Here is a 21,049-nt window from a genome sequence, read left to right on the forward strand (position 1 = left end):
ATCCCTGCGGTGGGCTATCTTTGCGTTATTGTTGAATAAGATAAATTGAATTTTATCGGAATTATTTATGTTTAGAATAGACCATAGGATATTCACCTGGCAATATTCTATTGCACTTCCACTTCAACCGTTACGATCTTGTTTACCATATAAGTTCTCCGATCTTTATCATGCTGCATGGGCTGTGTATTTCCATTACTATCCGTTGCTCTTGACATTAACTTACGCCGCTGTTGTCCCGTCGGAACCTGCCAGTTATATTCCCAAAGCCGCCATGCGAACCTAACGGACTTGCCTAATAACTTTGCCGATTGCCAGGTTATACCTTCATCGAAGCTTACCTCAACTTTTGCTACTTCATTTTCTCCGCACCAGGCAGCACCATGCACCCTGTATTTTTTTCCAGCGGGCACCACCTCACTTAGAGCCGGTCTGGCAATCTCCGCTTTTACCTGTACCTCGGTCACAGCGGTCAGTGTCGGCTGGTCATCAGTGCGTTTCCAGTAAGCATATTCCAGGGTTTGCCAATAACCTTCAAACGGTTTATCCACTGCTACTATCTTGGTAAGCCATTTTACGGAAGCCATACCATACCAGCCCGGAATGATAGCCCTTACCGGGTACCCATGCTCCGGGCTAAGCTCTTTTCCATTCATTTGATAGGCAATGACCACCTCCGCCTGCATCGCTTTAGTAAGTGGTAAACTTCTGGCAAAGTGGATAGCGCCGGGAGACTTGGGTTCTTCCGAGACTTCACCTTTGTCTGCGCCTTCCAAAATGATCTCTACTGTTCCCGGCTTTACCCCGGCCTTTTCTAATAATACAGAAAGTGGTACGCCGGTCCATTCTGCGTTTCCGACGGCACCCTGTTCCCACAATAAGCCTTTCACCTTTGGAGCCAGGTTGGCTCGCCCGTTTCCGGCACATTCCAATGTTGCCATCACTTTTTTAGCAGGCAATGCACGTAACTCATCATAGGTTAGTGTAATCTCTTTATTAACATGCCCTCCGATCGTCATTTTCCACTCTTTTGCCTGCAATTTCGGAATGGGAAAATGAGTTCGAATGAAGAATTGGTTATTTGGCGTGATTGCGCTTGATAGCATCGGAAAAGGAAATTCAAAATTGACCGGTTCTTTTTCTCTGATGATCAAGCCCGGGAATGATGGTTCAGCTGCGTTATTTGTGTTTTTTGCTAAAGCGATACCCGGAATGAATGCGGTTGCCATGACAGGAAACGTTCCCTTCAGGAAAGCACGTCTTCCATTGCCGTTCGGTTCACTGTTTTGCCCTTTGTCCATAATTGATCAATTTTGATTTGAGTGATAAGTAGTTAAGGTTTGGTATTACATTTTGTTTGCGGCAATAGGCTCAAGGGTTACCAATAATTCAGCCTCTTAATTGCTTAAATTATATGCATAACGCAGGCACGAACACTAATAAGAAAAGATAAATCCCCTTGACATGGTATATCATGTAGAGATGATTGCGTTAACTTTATCAATATTTTATCGCTTAAATCCCCTGTGTCTTTCCTTATCTTCATCCTTTGATACTTCGTTATTGTACATAACTGGTTGAAATGTTAGTTTTCCTTCTTCCGGCTCTGAAAAAGCATTGGCATTTTGTAACTGATATTGCATTTCATCCATGTTTGCACCAGTAATTGTCGCACTGAATTGCTGGGCGCGGGATAACATACGAATATAGGCGGATGGTATTTGCTGGCGTGTTAATTTACGTAGCGCTCCCATATAATCTTCCCTGTAAACAGTTGGTATAATGATCCTGGTTTGTCCCGCCTTTACCAATTCTGCATTCATCATCACCCGAGCCAGTCGGCCGTTGCCGTCCAGAAATGGATGGACTTCACTGATCATAAACATCATGAAGGCTGCTTTTGCAAAAGGATCGTTCAAATTCCTATAAAAGTCAAAACCTTTTGTCAACGTTCCTTTTACTAAGCTTTGGTCAACGAAAAAAGTATCGCCTGCTCGGTTATTCTTATCTTTAAATTCTCCCGGCTTCTTTGATAAACGGGCACTAAGTAAAATCTTATGGCGATACTGCAGAACATGCAGCAACTGTTCTGCAGTTTGCGGGATAATTGACATTTCTTGATAGTTGCTCAACAACTTATAGGTACCCAAAATATCATGCGAATCCTCGTCGCGGGCTGGCAGTGGTGTTTCTGTCTGAATGATTTTCTTCGCTTCGCCAATTTCAAATTCTGTCCCTTCTATGTAGTTTGAAAAGTAAGCCTCGAAAAATGCAAAATTCCGAAAGGTATAACTTGATGAATTTTCCTCAGGTAAAGATGGAAATTCATCCTGCTGTAACTCTACAAAAAGTTTTTCAAAAAGTGATACTCTATTCGGGTCATAAGGATGCCCGAATGTGCGGGCAATAGCTATGGGCGATGATAAAATGTTGGCATGGCCAGTTGCCAGTAAAGCGCTGATCAGCTTATTCATTTTATTAAACTCCTTTACCATCCCTATTCTGCCCGAAATCTCCCTTGCTTTGTCTCTTAGTTCATTCAACCCAGCCTCACCTTTTACCCTTGCTATCTTTTCCAATCGTTCTTCCAGTTCAGGTATGGTTAAAGTTTTTGATTCAGGTCCGGGTTTTCGGGAATCCTGAAAATTTTCGAGAAACGCCCGTGCCTGTTGCGAAACATATAAACCTAGAGTGAGCGGGTTGTCGCCATCAATATAATGAGGCCCGTCCATAATATTTAAGGTTACTCCTGGAACTTTTGACTTTCGCTTATAGCTGTAAGTCAAAAAAATATCACCGGTATTGGTTGGTTTAAACTCCAGTGCCGAACGGTGACTTAGTATTATTCCCGGATATAAATGGCCGATAATGGAAAACAGGTTTCTTTTGACAATTTCTTCCGGAGAGTCAGTAAAATTCGGTGTATAAACGCGGGGGAGCAACTTACGAAGTTTCTTTTCTTTTACCAATTGGCCGATCTGCCTGCTTAGGCCCGGTTCACTGCTTGAAAAAATAATTTCCTGTAAATGCAATGGCAAACTCTTATCCATAATCAAAATGCTGCAAAAATTTCACCCTAAACTAATGAAACAACCCCTAAAAAGCAAAAATTTCACCCTAAATGGCGTTTTTTGACAAAAATCTCACCCTAAATAAATTTTTATAGTATGTCTATCTATGCGTATAATGAAATAGAGACTTCAAAATTAATAGACTTCTTCTCGCTGGCCGCCATGCAATTGAACTCACCATTCCTTATTCATCGCTTAAGCAACCAACCGCGCGAGCCGGTTAAAATGTCAAGGCCGTGGCGCATCCGCTGAAAGCGGACAACCCGAGCCACGCTTGTATAGCCTTGACTTTTTATCCCGGCGGCGGGATATCTTTGCGGATAGGGGTGAAAAAGGGACCATTCTCCATCCTTTATCTAAATGACGGTTTTTAATTAATACTCAGGCCATTAGTATATTACAGTATTAATATATATCTTTGTTCATCTTAAAACGGAAATGATGTCTTCCGTTTAAAATAACCGCCTCGTGCTGATGACGTCTACAAATATTGCACAAGACCATGCAGGTTTTGCGCGTAAAATTATTTGTAGGTGAAAAGATCAGCGTCTCTCTTTTACATTATTAAGCAAAATTCTGCCGGTTTAGGTTGCTACCTGGTGCCATTATTCCTTTTTGGGCTAAGCCTTGGTAAAGCGGAGAGCTTCATCCTCATCAATTCTTTTTCAGGTGGCGGACACAATAAATTACTTCAGCTCTTAACAGAAATCAGCGGGGGCATGATACTGTCAGCTATTTTCGTACTGATCTTTGCGCGTACCCGGCCCGTGGGGACCATTTTGGCTGTTGCGATCCTTTTTATTGCCTGGTGTGTCTGTATCACATTGATAAATCTTAAATATCTTAATATATGAAAATCAAACAATTTAAAGCGAGAGAAATCTTGGATTCGCGTGGCAACCCTACAGTGGAGGCTGAGATTGAACTCGAAAACGGGGCAAAAGCAAGGGGAATATCACCATCAGGCGCCAGTACCGGAGAAAAGGAAGCGGTTGAACTGCGTGATGGCGACGCTAAACGCTATAACGGGAAAGGTGTCGAAAAGGCCGTCGCTCAAATGAATGGCGAGGTTGCAGAAGTTATGTCGGCCACGGAGTTTGTTGACCAGAAAACATTTGACGAGTTGCTTATTAAGTTGGATGGTACTGAAAATAAATCACGATTAGGAGCCAATGCAATTTTGGCCGCCTCTATTGCTTTTGCGCGTGTACAGTCTGTTTCAAAAAACATCCCTCTATATCGTCAGCTGATCGAAAGAGATATTTATACAATGCCTGTTCCGTGCATGAATGTTATCAACGGCGGCAGACATGCTGATAATAATATCGATTTCCAGGAATTCATGATCGCTCCGCACAATGCGCCGTCCTTTAAGGAAAGCATCCGTATGGGGGAAGAAGTATTTCATAGCTTGCGCAGCCTCCTTAAAAGCAAAGGTTACTATACCGGTGTAGGTGATGAAGGCGGTTTCGCCCCAAATTTAAAATCTAACGAAGAAGCAATGGAGGTGATACTGGAAGCTATTCAGAAAGCGGGGTACAAACCGGGCGCGGATATCTCAATTTGCCTTGACCCCGCCACCAGCGAGATGTGGCAAAACGGTAAATACCTGTTTTATAAAAGCGATCAGCGTCAGATCACTACCGAAGAATTGGTTATGTTGTGGGATAGGTGGATCAAGCAGTATCCAATTGTATTATTAGAAGATGGACTGGGCGAGAATGACTGGAAGGGCTGGAAACAAATGACAGCTGCTTTAGGTAATATAGTTGAACTGGTGGGTGACGATATCTTCTGCACTAATCCTGCCATCATCACCGAAGGGATCAAGGAGGGTATTGGTAACAGTGTGTTGATCAAATTAAATCAGATCGGCACCATTACGGAAACGCTGGAAGCTGTGAAACTGGCACAGGCAAATAATTATAACTGCTTCATCTCTCACAGGAGCGGTGAAACCGAAGATACAACCATCGCAGATCTCGTAGTAGCTACTAACGCGGGGCACATCAAAACCGGTAGCGGGTGCCGTTCCGAGCGGATCGCTAAATTCAATCAGTTACTACGTATAGAAGAAGAATTAGGCGCTAAAGCGTCGTTCGCTGGAATAGAAACTTTTAAAATATGATCGGAAAATGGACGACAATACGATAAACCTGAAAGAACATTACGCCATCCTAAAACAGCTCTTTAAATGGACGGTGCTGGTAATCCCTATAGCGCTGATGGTCGGCAGTATGATCGCTTTCTTTTTATGGCTTTTGGGCGCCGCCATTCATTTTCGCTTCGCGCATTTTTGGCTGCTCTTCCTGTTGCCATTAGCCGGGATACTTATTCATTTCATATATCAATCGGTAGGTAAATCCTCTGAAAAAGGAAATAATCTGATCATGGAACAGATCCATGAAGCGGGTGGAGGTGTACCTAAACGCATGGCCCCTATTATTCTGATCACCACAGTTATCACTCATTTATTTGGTGGCTCAGCCGGACGTGAGGGTACTGCGGTGCAGATAGGCGGCAGTATCGCTTCTATGTTTGGTAGCTGGTTCAAATTGAAAGGCCCCGATATGCGTATGATATTAACCGCCGGTATGGCAGCAGGTTTCGGCGCTGTCTTTGGCACCCCTGTTACTGGTGCTATATTCGCGATGGAAGTGCTCACTATCGGTAAGATACAATATGACGCATTAATTCCTGCCTTGATCGCTGCTGTTGTCGGCGATATGACCGTATCCGCCTGGCATGTTACCCATGTGCATTACCACATCGACACCCTACCGGCCTATGCGCCGCTTATAGTGTCCGATCTGTTTCATTTTGATCTGTTGTTGTTATTAAAGGTTATCCTGGCATCCGCGGCATTTGGACTGGCAAGTTATCTTTTTGCCGGCATGGTGCATGAGATCAAGACTATCTGCGTTAAACTTTTTAAGCATAAATGGATGATCCCGGTATTTGGCGGCCTGCTTATCATCGGCCTTTATTTTATTAACGGCAAGCCTGATTATTTAGGTTTAGGTATTGATGCGGAGCATCCTGGGGCAGTAACTATCCCCTCAGCTTTCCACAACGGCGGCTCGGATACCTGGAGCTGGCTCTGGAAAACCATCTACACCACCGTAACTTTAGGCACCGGGTTTAAGGGAGGTGAAGTTACCCCGCTATTTTATATTGGGGCAACATTAGGAAATACATTATCGATAGTGTTAAATGCCCCTGTAAGCCTTTTTGCCGCATTGGGATTTATCGCAGTGTTTGCCGGTGCTACAAATACACCACTTGCCTGTACTTTTATGGGTATCGAGCTTTTTGGTGGTGAACATGCGCTACTATTTGCCGTAGCTTGTTTTACCGCATATATCTTTAGTGGGCATTCAGGCATCTACAGTGCGCAGCGCATTGCTGTTCCTAAAATATCCGATGATCACTATGCCCATGAGGCTACGCTTTCAGAAGCTATGACGCGAAGAGGCTATTTACACCGGAAATTAAGCAAATACCGGATCTCTTTTAAAAAAGAAAAATCATGAGTAAAGCGGCGATAGTTGAACAGGCTTTTGGAAAACTACAGATACGTGCAGCCAAAGGAAAAGTACGGCCGGAAGGGCTTTTACACCACAGAAATGATCATGGCGGGAACACAGGGTTGAAAAGGATTGAACCGTCTGCTAATCGGAAGCATAACTGAGGGAGTATAACGCGCTAAAGGCTGATGCTTTTCTGTTTTTTATATAGCTTTCGCCTATTAGTGGAAATAAAGTTTTTTTAATTATGAAAATATTGATCGTTGAAGATGAGCCGGAACTGTTGCAAAGCATCCGTTTGTTCCTGACCGGTCAGAGCTACCGCTGCGAAGTAGCTAATGACTACGAAACCGCCTGTGAAAAAATCATAAATGATATTTTTGATTGTATCATACTTGACATCTCACTACCTGGCGGTAACGGTTTTGATCTTGTTAAATTGATAAAAAAGCTTAAAAAAGATGATGGCGTAATAATCGTTTCAGCTTTCAATGAATTGGATAATAAATTAAACGGCCTTAAGCTTGGTGCTGATGATTACCTGGCTAAACCATTCCATCTGGCAGAATTAAGCGCCAGGCTACATGCGATCATCCGCCGCCGAAATTTTAGTGGCGCTGAAGTTTTTGTGCATAATGAACTGCGTGTACAAGTCGAAGATAAAATGGTATTTGTGCATGATAAAGCACTTGTATTAAACAAGAAAGAATTAGACCTGCTGTTGTTTCTGATCTCCAACAGAAAACGTATTATCTCAAAATCGGCCATTTCACAGCACCTGTCCCAAAATGAAAGTGGCTATTTCCGTAGTTACGATGTAGTGTATGCCCATATGAAAAACCTGAAAAAGAAATTGACCGATGCGGGCTGCCGTGACTACATTAAAACCATTTATGGTGTAGGTTATAAACTTGACTGCGATGAAGCTATTGACTAAAACCTCCAGGATACTGCTGGGTTACGCCATTGTTGTACTGCTGGTGAGCATCCCCCTTTTTTATTTTGTGATCGAGCAATTGTATTATCAGGATATAGATGATGCTTTAAGGTTACGGAAAGAGGAGTTGATCATCAGGACTAAAAAGTTACAGAGCGAGCGGGACATTGCACTATGGCTGGCTATGGATAACGATGTTAAGATCGGGGCATCTGCGCCACCACTCCGCGATTCTATTTACCCCAAACTGTATCTGGACACCTTAGCGCATGAAATGGAACCATACCGCGAACTGGCAACATCGCTGCAAGTGAATCATAGAAGATATCGTGCTACTATTCGCCGATCTTTAGTCGAAAGCCAGGATCTCATTGTTGGCATTGCTGAAGTACAAGGAATCTTGCTGATCATCCTTTTCATCGGATGGCTACTGATCAACAGGAATATATCTAAAAAAATATGGAGCCCATTTGACCAGATCATTGACTGGCTTCAAAACTATGAGGTTGATAAAGAGCAAACCTTGATCTATACGGATTCGGGGGTCATGGAGTTCGACCAGTTGAACAGGGTAGTGAACGAATTGGTCAATAAAAATCAAAAGACCTACTCAGATCAAAAAAACTTTATTGAGAACGCCTCGCACGAAATGCAAACACCTGTGGCCATTTTACAGTCTAAACTTGATCTGCTGCTTCAATCCCAGGGCCTAACCAGAGAGCAAGCGCATCACCTGCAATCATCATATGAGGTAATTGAGCGTTTAACACATTTAAACCAGAGTTTGCTATTGTTATCCAGAATAGAAAATCAACAATTCCCTGACCTGGTTGAAGTGAGCATAAAAACGGCCGTAGCCAAGATACTTGACCACCTTCAGGCATTGATCGATGACAAACCGATCAGCCTTTCTGTTTATCTGAATGCAGATAGAATGCTGCAGGGACACCCGGTCCTGATAGAAATATTACTCTCCAACCTCATCACCAATGCCGTTCATCACACACCCGCGAAAGGACATATCCATATTGCCATTACCGATCATTGTTTTTTGATCGAAAAATCGGGTACACCGCTTTCGTTCGATCATAGCCAACTGTTTTCCCGGTTCGGAAAAAAGAACACTAATCGCCAGGGCGTTGGTCTGGGTTTGGCCATAGCTCACGAGATCAGCCAGCTTTATCAGTTGAAGTTACACTATCAGTTCAGGGAACAGAAGCACCAATTCGCTATCGTTTTTTAGCATTTCAGAAATTTTTCAGAATGTCCGGCCACATTTGATCTGGTTAAAGCGACATTATGAAAAGATATGGTTTACTGCTATCATTTTTATTATTAACAGGTGCAGCAAATGCACAGGAAAAGCTCAAATTAGTCCGTACGATAACCCTTCCAGCCGTTAAAGGAAGCTTTGACCTGATGGCTTATGATATTGGTGGTCATCGCCTTTTTCTTTCAGCTCAGGACGATCATTCAGTGGAAGTGATCGATCTGCAAAAGGGTAAATTGATCAAAAGCCTGTCTGGCTTTAATGAACCCAAGTGGTGCTTTTTCGATCATGAAACAGGGTTGCTTTATGTAGCAACGGGTAAAGATGGTAAGGTTAGCGCTGTTGACAGCCATAACTTTCAAACCGTTAAAACTTATACTTTCCGGGAAAAATGCAATAATTTAAGGTATGATGCCCAAACACATCAGCTTTTTGTAGGTGTTGGCGATACTTTCGGCGCTATCGGAATTATCGACCTGCGGCAGCAAACGATCATTGGACAGATCCCGCTGGCGGGCTTCCCCAAACAGTTTGAATTGACCGCCCAGTGCATCTATGTTAATGTACCGGGTAAAGGGATGGTGCAGGTGATCGACCGCAAAACGTCGAAGATCATTGCCAAATGGAAGGTATCCCCATTAAACGACAATGTGCCTATGGTGCTTGACCGCGAACACCAGCTACTCTATATAGGATGTGCTGGTGGTCGTTTGGTTGTATACGATGTTTCAAGCGAAAAGCAAGCAGGCTCAATATCCATACATAAAGATGTGGATGGCATTTATCTTGACCCAAAGCGTCAACAGCTTTATGTGTCTTGTGGCGAAGGGTTTATAGATATCATTGGGGTTGATAAACAACGCTTGGCCAGCATTGGCCAGTTAACAACGCGGGTTGGTGCAGGTACGTCATTATTCATCCCCCAGATCAATCGCTATGTGCTCGCAGAGCCTCAGACGAGCGATCAACCTGCCGCGATCCGGATCTACCAACCGATGTAATGACTATGAGATACCTATTCATCTTTTTTATACTAATGTGCCTTTTCTCAGGATCACTAAAGGCGCAGTCAAAGTTGGATGATTTCCTTGAGCTGAGTTATACCAATAGCCCACTGCTCAATAATGCCAGGAATCAGCAAGTGGTCAATCAGGCAGAAGCAGAACGGATACGCGCATTAACCACCAAATTACAACTGAGCCTTAATGCTAATTATCTCTTCGCCCCGGTATATGTTACCGATGCCGGACACAAGGGCTTTGATATTAATTCCAGCGGCGCTACCAATTATTACGGATACGACCTTGGTACAACCAATGGCGGAAGCTTACAAGGATTACTGGTGGCGAACCAACCTTTGTTTGCAGGCCGGCGGGCCGATATTTTGGCAGCGCAGTCGCTGGTTAACGCACAGATCGATCAAAACACTGTAAAGTTAACCAGGCACGATCTGGAAAAGGCCATTACTGATCAATACATTTTATGCCTGCTCGATAAAAAGCAGGTAAGTAATTCCACCGCCAATATGAAGATCATAGACCAGCAGCGGCTGATCGTCAAAAAACTTGTGAATGCCAGTTTGCTTAAAAACTCCGACCTGATCTTATTAAATATCGAATACGAAAACAACCAGAATATTTTACTGACCTATCAGGCAGCTTATCACAAGAACCTGCTGGAATTGAGGATCATGAGCGGCAGCCGTGATACAACGGAGGTGGAATTGGCCGCGTTGGAACTAAAATTAAAAACACCGGTTGACCGATCCGCATACCTGGAAAAATTCAGGCTGGATAGCCTTGGTCTGGTTGCGACCCAAAATGCTTTTGAAACCAAATACCGGCCGCAAATAAGTGTTTTTGGCAATACGGGGCTTAATGCCACACATTTCAATAATGTTTATGATCGTTTCGGGCTGGCCGCAGGTTTAAGCCTGACATGGAGCATCCTGGATGGACATCAGAAAGAGATCAGCCGTCGTAAAACGACGCTACAGCTGCGATCCGTCGCTTTTAATAAAAGTACCGCGCAACTGCAAAATGATCTTCGTAAAAAGCAGGCGCTGGATGAACTGATGTCCTACGATGGCAGGGTAAAAAACCAGCAAAAACAGCTGAGCGATTACGAGTCTCTTCTAAGTAGCTACCGCACACAGATCATCCAGGCCCAGCTGTCGGTGATCGATTTTATTAATGTTCTGAAGAACCGCACAACAGCACAGCGTGACCTGCTGCAACTGGAAACCAACCGAAACTTATTGATCAACGCCTATAATTACTGGAATTGGTAATGCTTATGAAAAATTACATCATTCTTTTAAGCCTTTTGCTGGCACTCGCCGCCTGCCACAGCAATAACACTGCTCCGGCTAACGAAGCCAGGCCAAAAACCGCTGTTCAGATAACCCGGATCGGGGTTGGTACCATCAGTGATGACCTGGTGCTTTCCGGCACTTCGGTTTACCTTAAAAGAAACATGGTTACCTCCTCCATCGCAGCATTTATTACCAGTGTCTATGTTAAGTTAGGCGATCATGTGCGGAAAGGGCAGCCGCTTTATTTATTGGAATCTAAGGAGCGTAAAGCATTGGGTTCGGATATTAAAAAAGTAGACCCATCACTAAAAAACTTCGGACTGATCACCGTCACTGCGCCGGCTTCGGGTATCATTACCACATTTGATAAGCAGCAAACCGGGGAGTACGTACTGGAGGGTACCCAGCTTTGCACGATCGCCGCCAGTAATGATCTGGCTTTCCAGGTCAACGTCCCTTATGAATATGCAAATCTGGTTAAACCGGGCAAGAAATGTTTGATCACCCTTCCCGATAACACGGTATATAAAGCTACCATTACCACGCCACTGGCTACCATGAACGCGACCGAACAAACACAAGTTTTGCTTGCCCGGCCCGATCAGGATCTATTCTTGCCCGAAAATTTGCTGGCGAAGGTTTCCTTTGATCGCTCTGCACCGGGAAACCAGCAAATACTTCCCAAGTCATGCGTGGTTAGCGACGAGCTACTGAAAAATTTTTGGGTAATGAAATTGGTTAATGACAGCACAGCAGTAAAAGTCCCGATAAAGACCGGCAGTAAGAATAATGCGTCTATTGAGATCCTTTCTCCCACATTTCAAAAAGGTGATAAGATCCTGATCACTGGTAATTATGGTTTAGCCGACACTGCCTTGGTAACTGTTACTAAATAACCGGACATGACAGAAAAGAAAAATTATTTCCGGCAGTTTTCCCGCCCTATCTTATTCGTGGGTGCCATATTATTGGCTGCGGGCATCTATTGCTATACGCATATGCAAACCAACCTCTTTCCCGAGGTGCTGTTCCCGCGTGTGTCCATCATTGCCGAGGCAGGTCAATTACCCATTGACCGGATGATGCTGACGGTGACCAAACCCTTAGAGAGCGCGGTTAAAAAAGTTCGGGGTGTAACTATTGTAAAAAGCAGTACCAGCCGGGGCAGCGTAACCATAGATGTTTATTTTGACTGGGGCCTGGATACTTACGCACAAAAAACACAGATGGAGAGCCGGGTGAATGAGATCAAAAACTTTTTGCCGCCTGGCATCAACATGTCCATCGAAGCGATGAACCAATCGCTTTTCCCCGTATATGGCTATACGCTATCCAGCAAATCCCATGGGCAAGTCGCTTTAAAAGACCAGGCCTACCTTACATTGCGGCCCATATTTTCAAGGATCAAAGGCATCGCTAATGTGGTGACAAGAGGCGGACGTTCCAAAGAGTTCGTCATCATACCCGATGCCGTTAAAATGTCTGCATTGGGTGTCACACCATCTGAAGTTAAAACAGCATTTGCCAACAATAACTACGTCCTTTCCAATGGTAACCTGGCTGATTTTAACCGGATGTACCTAACCCTCACGGATACTCGTGTAATGGATGTAGACGGCCTTTCTAACCTGACCATTCGTAATGATGGCGCAAGACTGATCAAACTTCGCGATTTTGCCACTGTAGATGTGCAGGAGCAACAGGAATTTGTTATTGTCAACGCTAACGGAAAGAACGCCATTCAGATAGACTTGGTTAAGCAGCCCGGAGTAAACCTTATTGACTTTGCAAAAGATGCGGCTGCAAAAGCCGACGAAGTACGTAAAGCTTTACCCGACGATTATGAACTTACGCCATATTACGACCAAAGCGCTTTTGTAGGCGATAGTATTCACAGCGTGATCAAAACGATCTACGAAGGATTGATCCTTGCCGTTATCGTCATGATCTTCTTTTTGAGATCCTGGAGGTCAAGTTTGGCGGTGATGCTATCCATACCTGTTACGCTGGGCTTTACCATCACGGTACTTTACCTGGCCGGTATCACCATTAACATTATGTCGCTTGGAGCTATCGCTGCCTCGGTGGGACTGATCATCGATGATGCCATCGTCATCATTGAACAGATACATCGGGAACATGAAGAATATCCCGAAAAAAATATTTTTGATGTGGTGATAGATGCGATCAAGGCCTTGTTCCCCGCTATGATCGGTTCCTCACTTGCAACCATCGTCATCTTCTTCCCGTTCAGGCTGATGAGCGGACTGGCAGGTAGCTTTTTTAAAGAACTATCTGATACCATGCAGATCACTTTGGTATGCTCGTTCCTGGTTACCTGGCTTCTTCTGCCGGTCTTGCACCTGGTGGTAGGTTACCGGCCGCATAAAGGCAGTGAACATCAACATAACGACTTCACGAACGATAAGCTTTCCTGGCTAACACGCACCTTTAAAAAACCAGTATTTGCGCTGTTGTTTATTGCGTTACTGGGCCTGTCTGCCTACATCGCATCCGCTAAACTGGAAACTGGTTTTTTACCGAACCTGGATGAAGGAACTATCGTACTGGACTATTTTTCGCCCGCAGGCACTTCATTAGAAGAAACAGACCGGCTATGCCGGCAGATGGAAAAGATCGTTACGGCACAGCCCGAAGTGGAAACCTATTCCCGTCGTACAGGTGTTAAGATGGCCTTTAAAACTACGCAGCCTAACTTTGGCGACTATTCTATTCAGCTTAAAAAAGATAGAAATAAAACTACAGACGAAGTGATCAGCGAGCTCCGGGATAAAATAGCTGCACATGTGCCGCTGATGCACATCTCTTTCGGCCAGCGTATTTCCGACCTGCTTGGCGACCTGATGAGCACACCTGCACCGATCGAGATCAAGATATTCGGTGATGACTATACCAAACTTCAGGAACTGGATAAACGAGCGACTGGTATTTTGCAAAAGATCAGCGGTGTGGCCGACCTTGACGATGGCTTGATCCCTGCCGGCCCCTCGCTGGAATTCGTTCCTGATCAGGACAAACTGGACCTGTTCAAAATTTCCCTGACCGATTTCCAGATGCAATTATCGGCATATACCGGGGGCGTACCGTTGGGCATGAACGCTGCCATTGCGGAGCCCTCGGCCTCACAGGCTGCGCTGACAGGGGGTATACAGATCGGCGATTTGCAGGACGGGCAGCAGATGCGCAAGATATTACTGCGCTTTACCAATTTTAAGGACAATGACCTTGAACACCTCAAAAAGCAGCTTATCTTTTTGCCAAACGGACAAACACGGCCATTGTCTTTTTTCTGCACGGTCAATGTCTTGCCCGGCGAGGTGCAGCAAACGCGCGAAGATCTTAAATCCAACATTATTTTAACAGCCCGGTTGGACGGCCGCGATCTTGGCAGTGCGATCAAAGAGATACAACAAAAACTCTCAGCCGGATTGAATTTGCCTAAAGGTTATTTTATCAGCTACGGCGGCGCATATTCGGAACAGCAGCGATCTTTCAATGAACTACTGCTGATCCTTGGACTTGCCGTGGTATTGGTGTTTGCGGTATTACTATTTCTATTCAGAGATTGGTTCCTGGCCGGTCTTGTCATCCTGATCTCGGTTCTTGGAATATGCGGCAGCATTTTGGCCCTCTACCTGGTCAATATTCCGTTAAATGTAAGCAGCTATACTGGGATAATCATGATCGTCGGTATTATCGCCGAGAACGCCATTTTTACGCTTAACCAATTCCGGTTCAACCTGTCAGATTCTGGCGACGTAGATACGTCCATCAATTACGCGATAAGCTTGCGTATCCGCCCTAAGTTAATGACTGCCATCGGTGCCATTCTGGCGTTGATGCCGTTGGCCCTGGGTATTGGCTTAGGTGCTCAGATGCAGCAGCCGTTAGCAGTTGCCGTTATTGGTGGTTTTTTAGCAGCGCTGCCTTTATTGCTTTTTGTATTTCCTTCCCTGATCAGGCTTGGCTACCGAAAGCATCTAAAAACCAATAAAATTTAAAATCACCCGACATGATAAAAATACTGTTTTTAAATAGGATATGGCTTTCTCTTTTGTTATTACTATCGGTAAGTTGTGCCCGTGCGCAAAGTCTTGACCTTCGTTTACTGGAAAGCATTAATGGCCCGGTAAACCCAGGACCAGACGCCACGTGGCGCGCAGTAACCAATAGTGCGCTACCCATCGCAATTGCTACCCCTGTAACTCTGTTTGTCGCGGGGCAGATCGGTCATGATAAAAATCTGAAAGAGCAATCTTACGTAGCGCTGGGAGCCCTGGCCGGTTCGGCGATATTGAGCACTACGCTCAAGGCTGTAATACATCGTGACCGGCCATTTGTTAACCACAGCGACGTGATTTTTGCCAAACAGTTCCCGTCGGATTATAGCATGCCGTCTGGCCATACCACAGTTGCCTTTTCTACGGCTACGACATTGAGCCTGTCTTTTCCTAAATGGTATGTAATTGTCCCTGCCTATGGTTATGCAGCAGCGGTGGGCTATTCGCGTATGTATCTCGGCGTTCATTATCCCAGTGATGTGCTGGGCGGTGCTTTATTGGGATCGGCCTCAGCATACATTACCTATAAGGCTAATAAATGGTTAAGTAAACATAAAAAGATCAATTAAAATGTGGTGGATATACGCTTTATTATCAGCATTCTTTGCTTCCCTCACTGCCATCTTTGCCAAGATCGGCGTAAAGAATGTTAATTCGGACCTTGCGACCGCTATCCGTACGATAGTGATACTTTTTGTAGCCTGGGGGATAGCATTGGCGCGCGGCGAAGTTAAAGGTATGGCAGAGTTATCCAGAAACACCTGGATATTCCTCGGGCTGTCAGGTTTGGCAACTGGCCTGTCATGGATCTTTTACTACAAAGCATTGCAGATGGGAACGGTTTCTCAGGTTGCTCCTGTAGATAAGTTGAGCGTGGCGCTTACTATTATCCTCTCGGTCATCTTTCTTAAAGAAACCGTATCCCTTAAAGCCGCCCTCGGCGCGGCTCTTATTATTTGCGGAACTTTCGTAATGATATTTTAGTTATGATCTCTCGTAAAAATGCCGGATTGTTATGCCTGTTCTGCGTAAGCTCATCAATAGTGCTTGCCACCCTATTTTACAATGAGGATAAAACGATCGTTTTATTTTTAAATCACCTTCATAACCCGACGAGGGACTTATTTTGGCTAACTGTTACCAATGCAGCCGGTATAATTGCCTATGGAATATGTTTTATCGCACTTATCGTTTCCCTGTTCACTACAGAGAAGGCGTTGAAATATAGGTGTTTGGTGATAGTGACTGCCGCTGTCTTCTCTGCCACAGCAGCTACCGTATTGAAATTTATTGTTCAAAGACAAAGACCTTTCCACGTCCTGATGAATGTTCATGTATTAGGCCCGGCTGGCGGATGGTCTTACCCATCGGGACATACCTGCGATGCTTTTTTCCTGGCAACCGTTTTATCCTTGACCTTTCCAGGCTGTAGAAAAACAATTTTGATATTTTACATTTGGGCCGTATTTGTTGGGTTTAGCAGAATCTATTTAGGTGCACATTATCTTTCCGATGTGTTTGGTGGCATAGGCATAAGTAGCGCGATGAGTTTATTGGCATTTCAATTGGTCAATTCGGTTGCAAAAAAGCACCAAGTATTGCTGTAATAATATAATAGTTACCTTTAACGATGATGAATGTGCTTAGATCCGTATCTGTATTTGTACTTGCCGGGCTGTTCGAGATCGGTGGTGGTTATCTCGTTTGGCAATGGCTAAGAGAGGGAAAACCAGTTTGGTATGGCATGATAGGCGCATTTATCCTGGCCATGTATGGCGTTGTCGCGACCTGGCAAACAGTAAGCTTTGGTCGGGCTTATGCCGCATATGGAGGTATTTTTATATTAATGGCACTCATTTGGGCCTGGAAAGTAGATGGTTTTAAGCCTGACCGCTGGGACGTCATTGGTTCCCTGATCGCTGTGATCGGTGCTTGCATAATTATTTATATGCCTAGAAACCAATAAATGGGTTATGATCTTTACGATCTTTAATGTTGATTAATAGCCCTTGCTAATAAAAACGCAGCTCCGGCAGCTAAAGCGCCTATCACAACCACTTTGATCGCGCCGCTAACAGGTGGCTGCCCTGTAAGTTTGCTCTTGAAATAACCGAAAATAAATAAAGCGATCAGCGTTATTATGCATGATCCGCTTAAAGCTTGGGTAGCGTCACTGATAAAGACATAAGGTGACAGCGGTATAATACCGCCGACGATGTACGAAGCCCCTATAGTCAATGCACTCTTCTTAGCCCGCTTGGGATCAGGCCTTTCTAAACCAAGTTCGTAGCGCATCATAAATTCTACCCACTTATCCTTGTCTTTCGACATTTCATTCGCGATCTGCAGCTGTAGATCATTTGACAGGCCAAATCCGGCAAATACCTGCTTAACTTCCTCTTTTTCCTGTTCAGGTAAGCGTTCTACTTCATCATATTCCCGTTTAAGTTCTGAGCGATAATGATCGGCATCCGTCTTCCCGGCTAAAAAGCCGCCGAGGCCCATCGCAATTGAACCTGCCACGATTTCGGCCATACCTGCGGTAACGACGATCCCGGAAGCATTTACGGCACCGCTTAAACCTGCCGCCAAAGCAAAGGGTACAGTCAATCCGTCAGACATGCCAATTACAATGTCCCTAATAGTTTCCGAGCTGTTGACGTGATGTTCGCGATGCATTTTCAAAAATACCTACTACGGTATAAAACACTAATAATCATTTTAATTTATGATTGGTCTTAATATTCTGAACAAAAAGCACTTACTTTAGTTGTCAATGGATGGCAATCAATGATAAATCTAACAAAACCATCAATCCCGGTGACCATCTGGCCAATGAACGCACATTTTTGGCTTGGATAAGAACCAGCATAGCATTAATGGGTTTTGGCTTTGTGGTGGTGAAATTCAGTTTGTTCGTCAAGCAATTATCCCTCGTTATTACTGATAAGGTCGTACTGCCCGGCAAAGGCTTTTCCGCAACCATCGGGATCATACTCGTCGCTATCGGTGCCCTGATGGCTTTATTAAGTTATTTGAGGTATCGACGTATTGAAAAACAATTGCTTAGAAACGCCTATTTTCCTTCATTCGCCCTATCGCTTTTGCTGACTGTTGGGATAGTGCTCGTCAGCGCGCTGCTGCTTTGGTATCTGTTACCGAATCTCTGAAAACCTTTCGTCTGAACAATTACAATGGTTTAAGGTTAATAAAACATGGGAGTAGAATCACAAATTGTTATAACAGCTACATTGGCAGGCGGATCCGAACTGCATTATAACGTAACACACCTGGACGAAACATTTGTAGTTGAGACAGGTAACGGAACGATCACCCTGATCAATAATGGGGATAACTCATGGAGCATTGTTAACGGCGATATTTCGCAAGAATCTGCCAATATTATTGGGCAGGCTATTGAAGACCACTATCGTAAAAACTCCTGACCGTGGTCTACCTAACATCGAATCATTGACTTCAATTTTATACCTGTAATGTGGTACAAGCGTCTGTTGTCGACAGCTTAATTAACGCATATGTATCTCGTGCCGAATCACATCAGGTATGCATTAGTAAAAAAAGTAGCGTTGGATCCGAAGACCTGCATGTAGAAACTTTTAAGATCTTATCGTATGATTATAGCCCCTGAAGAATATTACAAAGGACTTCCGCGAAAAACAATAGCCGCCTGTGTATTGATTCCGTACAACGATCTCTATTTGATTATCAGGAAAAGATCGACTCAACGATGGACATTACCCGCAGGCATCGTGGAATCTGGAGAAAACCCAATGGCAGGTGCTATCCGTGAATGTCAGGAGGAAACTGGTATCACGCCAAATATAGAATGCCTGTTCCATGTATATTATTCGGAACCGGTAATGGGTGAAAGGGTTATTTATGGTGATAGCATACACCTGATATTCAAAGCCAAACCTATAACCTCCGACCAGGTCAAACAAATTTGCTTTCCTGATGAGGAGGCTGATGAATACCAATGGGTAGCCTTAGATGAGGCCGCATCTTTTGTGAAAAGCAATTTAGGTAAGGCAATCCTCAGCGCTTCCGGCGGCGAGCTATATTCTGTTTGGAAAAGAACTCTACATTCCCTGATGGAAGAAGATGAATTTTACCAGCCAAAAAATGATCATCAATAAATGATCAATAACCACAGATTATCAATCATCATATTTTGTGATATAATTTCAGCCTTTTGCGCTTGTACTTTTGATGTATCAACCAATAAGCAAAATGAAACAGGAAGACGAAAATAGAGAAGTGACCAAAGCTTTGGTCAAGGTATCAAAAGCCTTAATAACCGTAAGTGTTTTGTTTGCGGTTTGTATAATAGTAGTGATCGTGACATTGATCGTACCGATTGACCATAAACCTGGTAAGGATTCCCAACAGGTAAATGGCAGATCCGATCAGCCTGCTACCATTCCATCTACTGAAGCCTCTGCCGGCACTACACCACGCCCTATTCCGGCTGATGCATGGAAAGCCCCTGATGAAAATACTATCCCGGCAGGTAAAGATGGCGAGATGATCAAATATGGCAGGGAGCTGGTCGCACATACCGCCAGTTATTTTGGCCCTCAAGGCAGCATCGCGAAGATCACGAACGGGATGAATTGTCAGAACTGCCACCTTGATGCCGGGTCACGCCTTTTCGGTAATAATTATGCCAGCTTTATTGCCAGTTACCCAAAACTGAGCAACAGGAGCGGCCGGGTGGAGCAGCCCGAAGAACGCATCGCTGAATGCTTCGAGCGTAGTTTGGCCGGTAAAGTGCCTAACCCTTCCAGTAAAGAGATTCAGGCCATGCTGGCTTATATGAAGTGGGTCGGTAAGGACGTAAAGAAAGGTCAGAAACTATTCGGAAATGCAACAGAAAAGCTGGCATTCATGGATCAGGCAGCAGACCCGGCCAAGGGTAAGGAAGTGTTTATGATGAAATGCCAAAGTTGCCATGGTGCTAATGGCGAGGGCCTGCTGAATGCTGATAAAAAAACTTACGCCAACCCGCCATTATGGGGGAAGCACAGCTATAACGATGGCGCAGGTATGTACAGGCTGACCAATTTTGCAGGTTTTGTAAAAAATAATATGCCGTATGGCGCTTCATATCATAGTCCGCAATTAACAGATGAAGAAGCATGGAACGTTGGTGCCTTCGTTAACTCCCAGCCGCGCCCTCATAAGGATCAACGTAATGACTGGAAAGACCTGAAGAAGAAACCGATAGATTTTCCGTTCGGGCCTTATGCCGACCAGTTTAGCGAGAAACAGCATAAATACGGGCCGTTCAAACCCATTAAAGACGCTCAAAAAGAATTAACCAGTAAAAAATCATAAACAAATAGAAAACATGAAAAAGTACATCATCATTTTAGCAGCCTTTGCGCTCACCGCTTTTGCAAAAAATGTCAAAGCACAACAAACCGATCCCGCCGTCTTCACCGGCGCAACTGCAAAGCTCAAGCATTACAATGCGCTTTATATCATCAATTCCGGCGATGACAAAAAGATCAAGGGGACATTAAGAAACATCAATAATGCGCTGGAAGATCCAAGGCTGAAGGGCAAACTCCATGTTGAGCTGATCGCTTTTGGTGACGGTGTAGCTGTTTACATGAAAAGTAGTGCTTATGAGCAAAGTTTAAAGGACCTCCAGGCAAAAGGAGTGGTATTGGCACAATGTGATAATACCATTAAGGAAAGGAAGATCGATAAAGCTGACCTGTTCCCATTTATCTCTTATGTGCCGAGCGGCAACGGTGAGATCATCATCCGCCAGTACGAAGGCTGGGCCACCGTGCATCCTTAACCAGTACCCTCATTCAAT

General features: G+C 44.4%; 22 protein-coding genes and 1 riboswitch. Of the genes, 19 read left to right on the top strand and 3 right to left on the bottom strand.

Annotated elements, in window-relative coordinates; translation table 11 throughout:
* Nucleotides 1-107: 107 nt before the first annotated feature.
* Both MTO98_RS01885 and MTO98_RS01890 read right to left on the bottom strand, forming a co-directional pair.
* A complete protein-coding gene (locus tag MTO98_RS01885) occupies nucleotides 108-1,301 on the bottom strand; it encodes a sulfite oxidase (protein ID WP_158829697.1) in 1,194 nt (397 codons plus the stop codon).
* Between the two features lie 207 nt (nucleotides 1,302-1,508).
* Nucleotides 1,509-2,969, bottom strand: coding sequence for a Fic family protein (locus MTO98_RS01890; protein WP_243484995.1), 1,461 nt, complete (start codon nucleotides 2,967-2,969; stop codon nucleotides 1,509-1,511).
* A gap of 198 nt (nucleotides 2,970-3,167) precedes the next feature.
* On the opposite strand from MTO98_RS01890, the gene MTO98_RS01895 reads away from it, so the two are divergent.
* The 14 genes from MTO98_RS01895 to MTO98_RS01960 all read left to right on the top strand — a co-directional run bounded on the left by MTO98_RS01895 (nucleotide 3,168) and on the right by MTO98_RS01960 (nucleotide 17,167).
* Entirely contained in the window at nucleotides 3,168-3,323 is a 156-nt protein-coding gene (locus tag MTO98_RS01895) for a hypothetical protein (protein WP_158829701.1), read from the top strand.
* Nucleotides 3,324-3,496: 173 nt separating this feature from the next.
* A riboswitch (Fluoride riboswitch) is annotated at nucleotides 3,497-3,562 on the top strand.
* Between the two features lie 359 nt (nucleotides 3,563-3,921).
* Nucleotides 3,922-5,199 carry a phosphopyruvate hydratase gene (gene eno / locus MTO98_RS01900; RefSeq protein ID WP_158829703.1) on the top strand — a complete coding sequence of 426 codons (1,278 nt, stop codon included), beginning with the start codon at nucleotides 3,922-3,924 and terminating at the stop codon, nucleotides 5,197-5,199.
* A gap of 7 nt (nucleotides 5,200-5,206) precedes the next feature.
* A complete protein-coding gene (locus MTO98_RS01905) occupies nucleotides 5,207-6,604 on the top strand; it encodes a voltage-gated chloride channel family protein (protein ID WP_158829705.1) in 1,398 nt (465 codons plus the stop codon).
* Nucleotides 6,601-6,762, top strand: coding sequence for a hypothetical protein (locus MTO98_RS01910; protein ID WP_243484996.1), 162 nt, complete (start codon nucleotides 6,601-6,603; stop codon nucleotides 6,760-6,762). The genes MTO98_RS01905 and MTO98_RS01910 overlap by 4 nt, the downstream gene beginning before the upstream one ends.
* Nucleotides 6,763-6,845: 83 nt before the next feature.
* The gene (locus MTO98_RS01915) at nucleotides 6,846-7,535 is read left to right on the top strand and encodes a response regulator transcription factor (RefSeq protein ID WP_158829707.1); all 690 of its coding nucleotides are present in this window, start codon (nucleotides 6,846-6,848) and stop codon (nucleotides 7,533-7,535) included.
* Nucleotides 7,519-8,778 (top strand): sensor histidine kinase KdpD, encoded by a 1,260-nt coding sequence (locus MTO98_RS01920; protein ID WP_243484997.1) that lies wholly within the window; start codon nucleotides 7,519-7,521, stop codon nucleotides 8,776-8,778. The genes MTO98_RS01915 and MTO98_RS01920 overlap by 17 nt, the downstream gene beginning before the upstream one ends.
* A 56-nt stretch (nucleotides 8,779-8,834) precedes the next feature.
* Complete coding sequence (locus MTO98_RS01925) at nucleotides 8,835-9,806, top strand: YncE family protein (RefSeq protein WP_213489365.1); 972 nt, start codon at nucleotides 8,835-8,837, stop codon at nucleotides 9,804-9,806.
* 5 nt (nucleotides 9,807-9,811) lie between these two features.
* Nucleotides 9,812-11,095 (top strand): TolC family protein, encoded by a 1,284-nt coding sequence (locus MTO98_RS01930; RefSeq protein ID WP_213489364.1) that lies wholly within the window; start codon nucleotides 9,812-9,814, stop codon nucleotides 11,093-11,095.
* A gap of 5 nt (nucleotides 11,096-11,100) precedes the next feature.
* The gene (locus MTO98_RS01935) at nucleotides 11,101-12,015 is read left to right on the top strand and encodes an efflux RND transporter periplasmic adaptor subunit (RefSeq protein ID WP_158829715.1); all 915 of its coding nucleotides are present in this window, start codon (nucleotides 11,101-11,103) and stop codon (nucleotides 12,013-12,015) included.
* A 6-nt stretch (nucleotides 12,016-12,021) separates the two neighbouring features.
* Nucleotides 12,022-15,141, top strand: a complete 3,120-nt coding sequence (locus MTO98_RS01940) for an efflux RND transporter permease subunit (protein WP_158829717.1) — start codon at nucleotides 12,022-12,024, stop codon at nucleotides 15,139-15,141.
* 11 nt (nucleotides 15,142-15,152) lie between these two features.
* The gene (locus MTO98_RS01945; protein ID WP_158829719.1) at nucleotides 15,153-15,770 is read left to right on the top strand and encodes a phosphatase PAP2 family protein; all 618 of its coding nucleotides are present in this window, start codon (nucleotides 15,153-15,155) and stop codon (nucleotides 15,768-15,770) included.
* 1 nt (nucleotide 15,771) lies between these two features.
* Nucleotides 15,772-16,185: an EamA family transporter gene (locus MTO98_RS01950; RefSeq protein ID WP_158829721.1), complete on the top strand. Its 414-nt coding sequence runs from the start codon at nucleotides 15,772-15,774 to the stop codon at nucleotides 16,183-16,185.
* 59 nt (nucleotides 16,186-16,244) lie between these two features.
* Entirely contained in the window at nucleotides 16,245-16,808 is a 564-nt protein-coding gene (locus MTO98_RS01955; RefSeq protein ID WP_243484998.1) for a phosphatase PAP2 family protein, read from the top strand.
* Nucleotides 16,809-16,834: 26 nt separating this feature from the next.
* Entirely contained in the window at nucleotides 16,835-17,167 is a 333-nt protein-coding gene (locus MTO98_RS01960) for a YnfA family protein (RefSeq protein ID WP_158829774.1), read from the top strand.
* Nucleotides 17,168-17,190: 23 nt separating this feature from the next.
* Here MTO98_RS01960 and MTO98_RS01965 read toward each other — a convergent pair whose 3' ends face one another.
* Entirely contained in the window at nucleotides 17,191-17,880 is a 690-nt protein-coding gene (locus MTO98_RS01965; RefSeq protein WP_199269828.1) for a VIT1/CCC1 transporter family protein, read from the bottom strand.
* 101 nt (nucleotides 17,881-17,981) lie between these two features.
* On the opposite strand from MTO98_RS01965, the gene MTO98_RS01970 reads away from it, so the two are divergent.
* The 5 genes from MTO98_RS01970 (at nucleotide 17,982) to MTO98_RS01990 (ending at nucleotide 21,031) form a co-directional block, all read left to right on the top strand.
* Complete coding sequence (locus tag MTO98_RS01970; RefSeq protein WP_158829728.1) at nucleotides 17,982-18,371, top strand: YidH family protein; 390 nt, start codon at nucleotides 17,982-17,984, stop codon at nucleotides 18,369-18,371.
* 45 nt (nucleotides 18,372-18,416) lie between these two features.
* Complete coding sequence (locus MTO98_RS01975) at nucleotides 18,417-18,647, top strand: hypothetical protein (RefSeq protein ID WP_158829730.1); 231 nt, start codon at nucleotides 18,417-18,419, stop codon at nucleotides 18,645-18,647.
* Between the two features lie 186 nt (nucleotides 18,648-18,833).
* Nucleotides 18,834-19,358 carry an NUDIX domain-containing protein gene (locus MTO98_RS01980; protein ID WP_243484999.1) on the top strand — a complete coding sequence of 175 codons (525 nt, stop codon included), beginning with the start codon at nucleotides 18,834-18,836 and terminating at the stop codon, nucleotides 19,356-19,358.
* Between the two features lie 94 nt (nucleotides 19,359-19,452).
* Complete coding sequence (locus MTO98_RS01985) at nucleotides 19,453-20,559, top strand: c-type cytochrome (RefSeq protein WP_158829734.1); 1,107 nt, start codon at nucleotides 19,453-19,455, stop codon at nucleotides 20,557-20,559.
* Nucleotides 20,560-20,572: 13 nt separating this feature from the next.
* Complete coding sequence (locus MTO98_RS01990; RefSeq protein WP_158829736.1) at nucleotides 20,573-21,031, top strand: DsrE family protein; 459 nt, start codon at nucleotides 20,573-20,575, stop codon at nucleotides 21,029-21,031.
* The last annotated feature ends 18 nt before the right edge of the window (nucleotides 21,032-21,049 follow it).

Origin of the sequence: Mucilaginibacter sp. SMC90 (assembly GCF_022811725.1) — a bacterium.
Lineage (GTDB): Bacteria > Bacteroidota > Bacteroidia > Sphingobacteriales > Sphingobacteriaceae > Mucilaginibacter.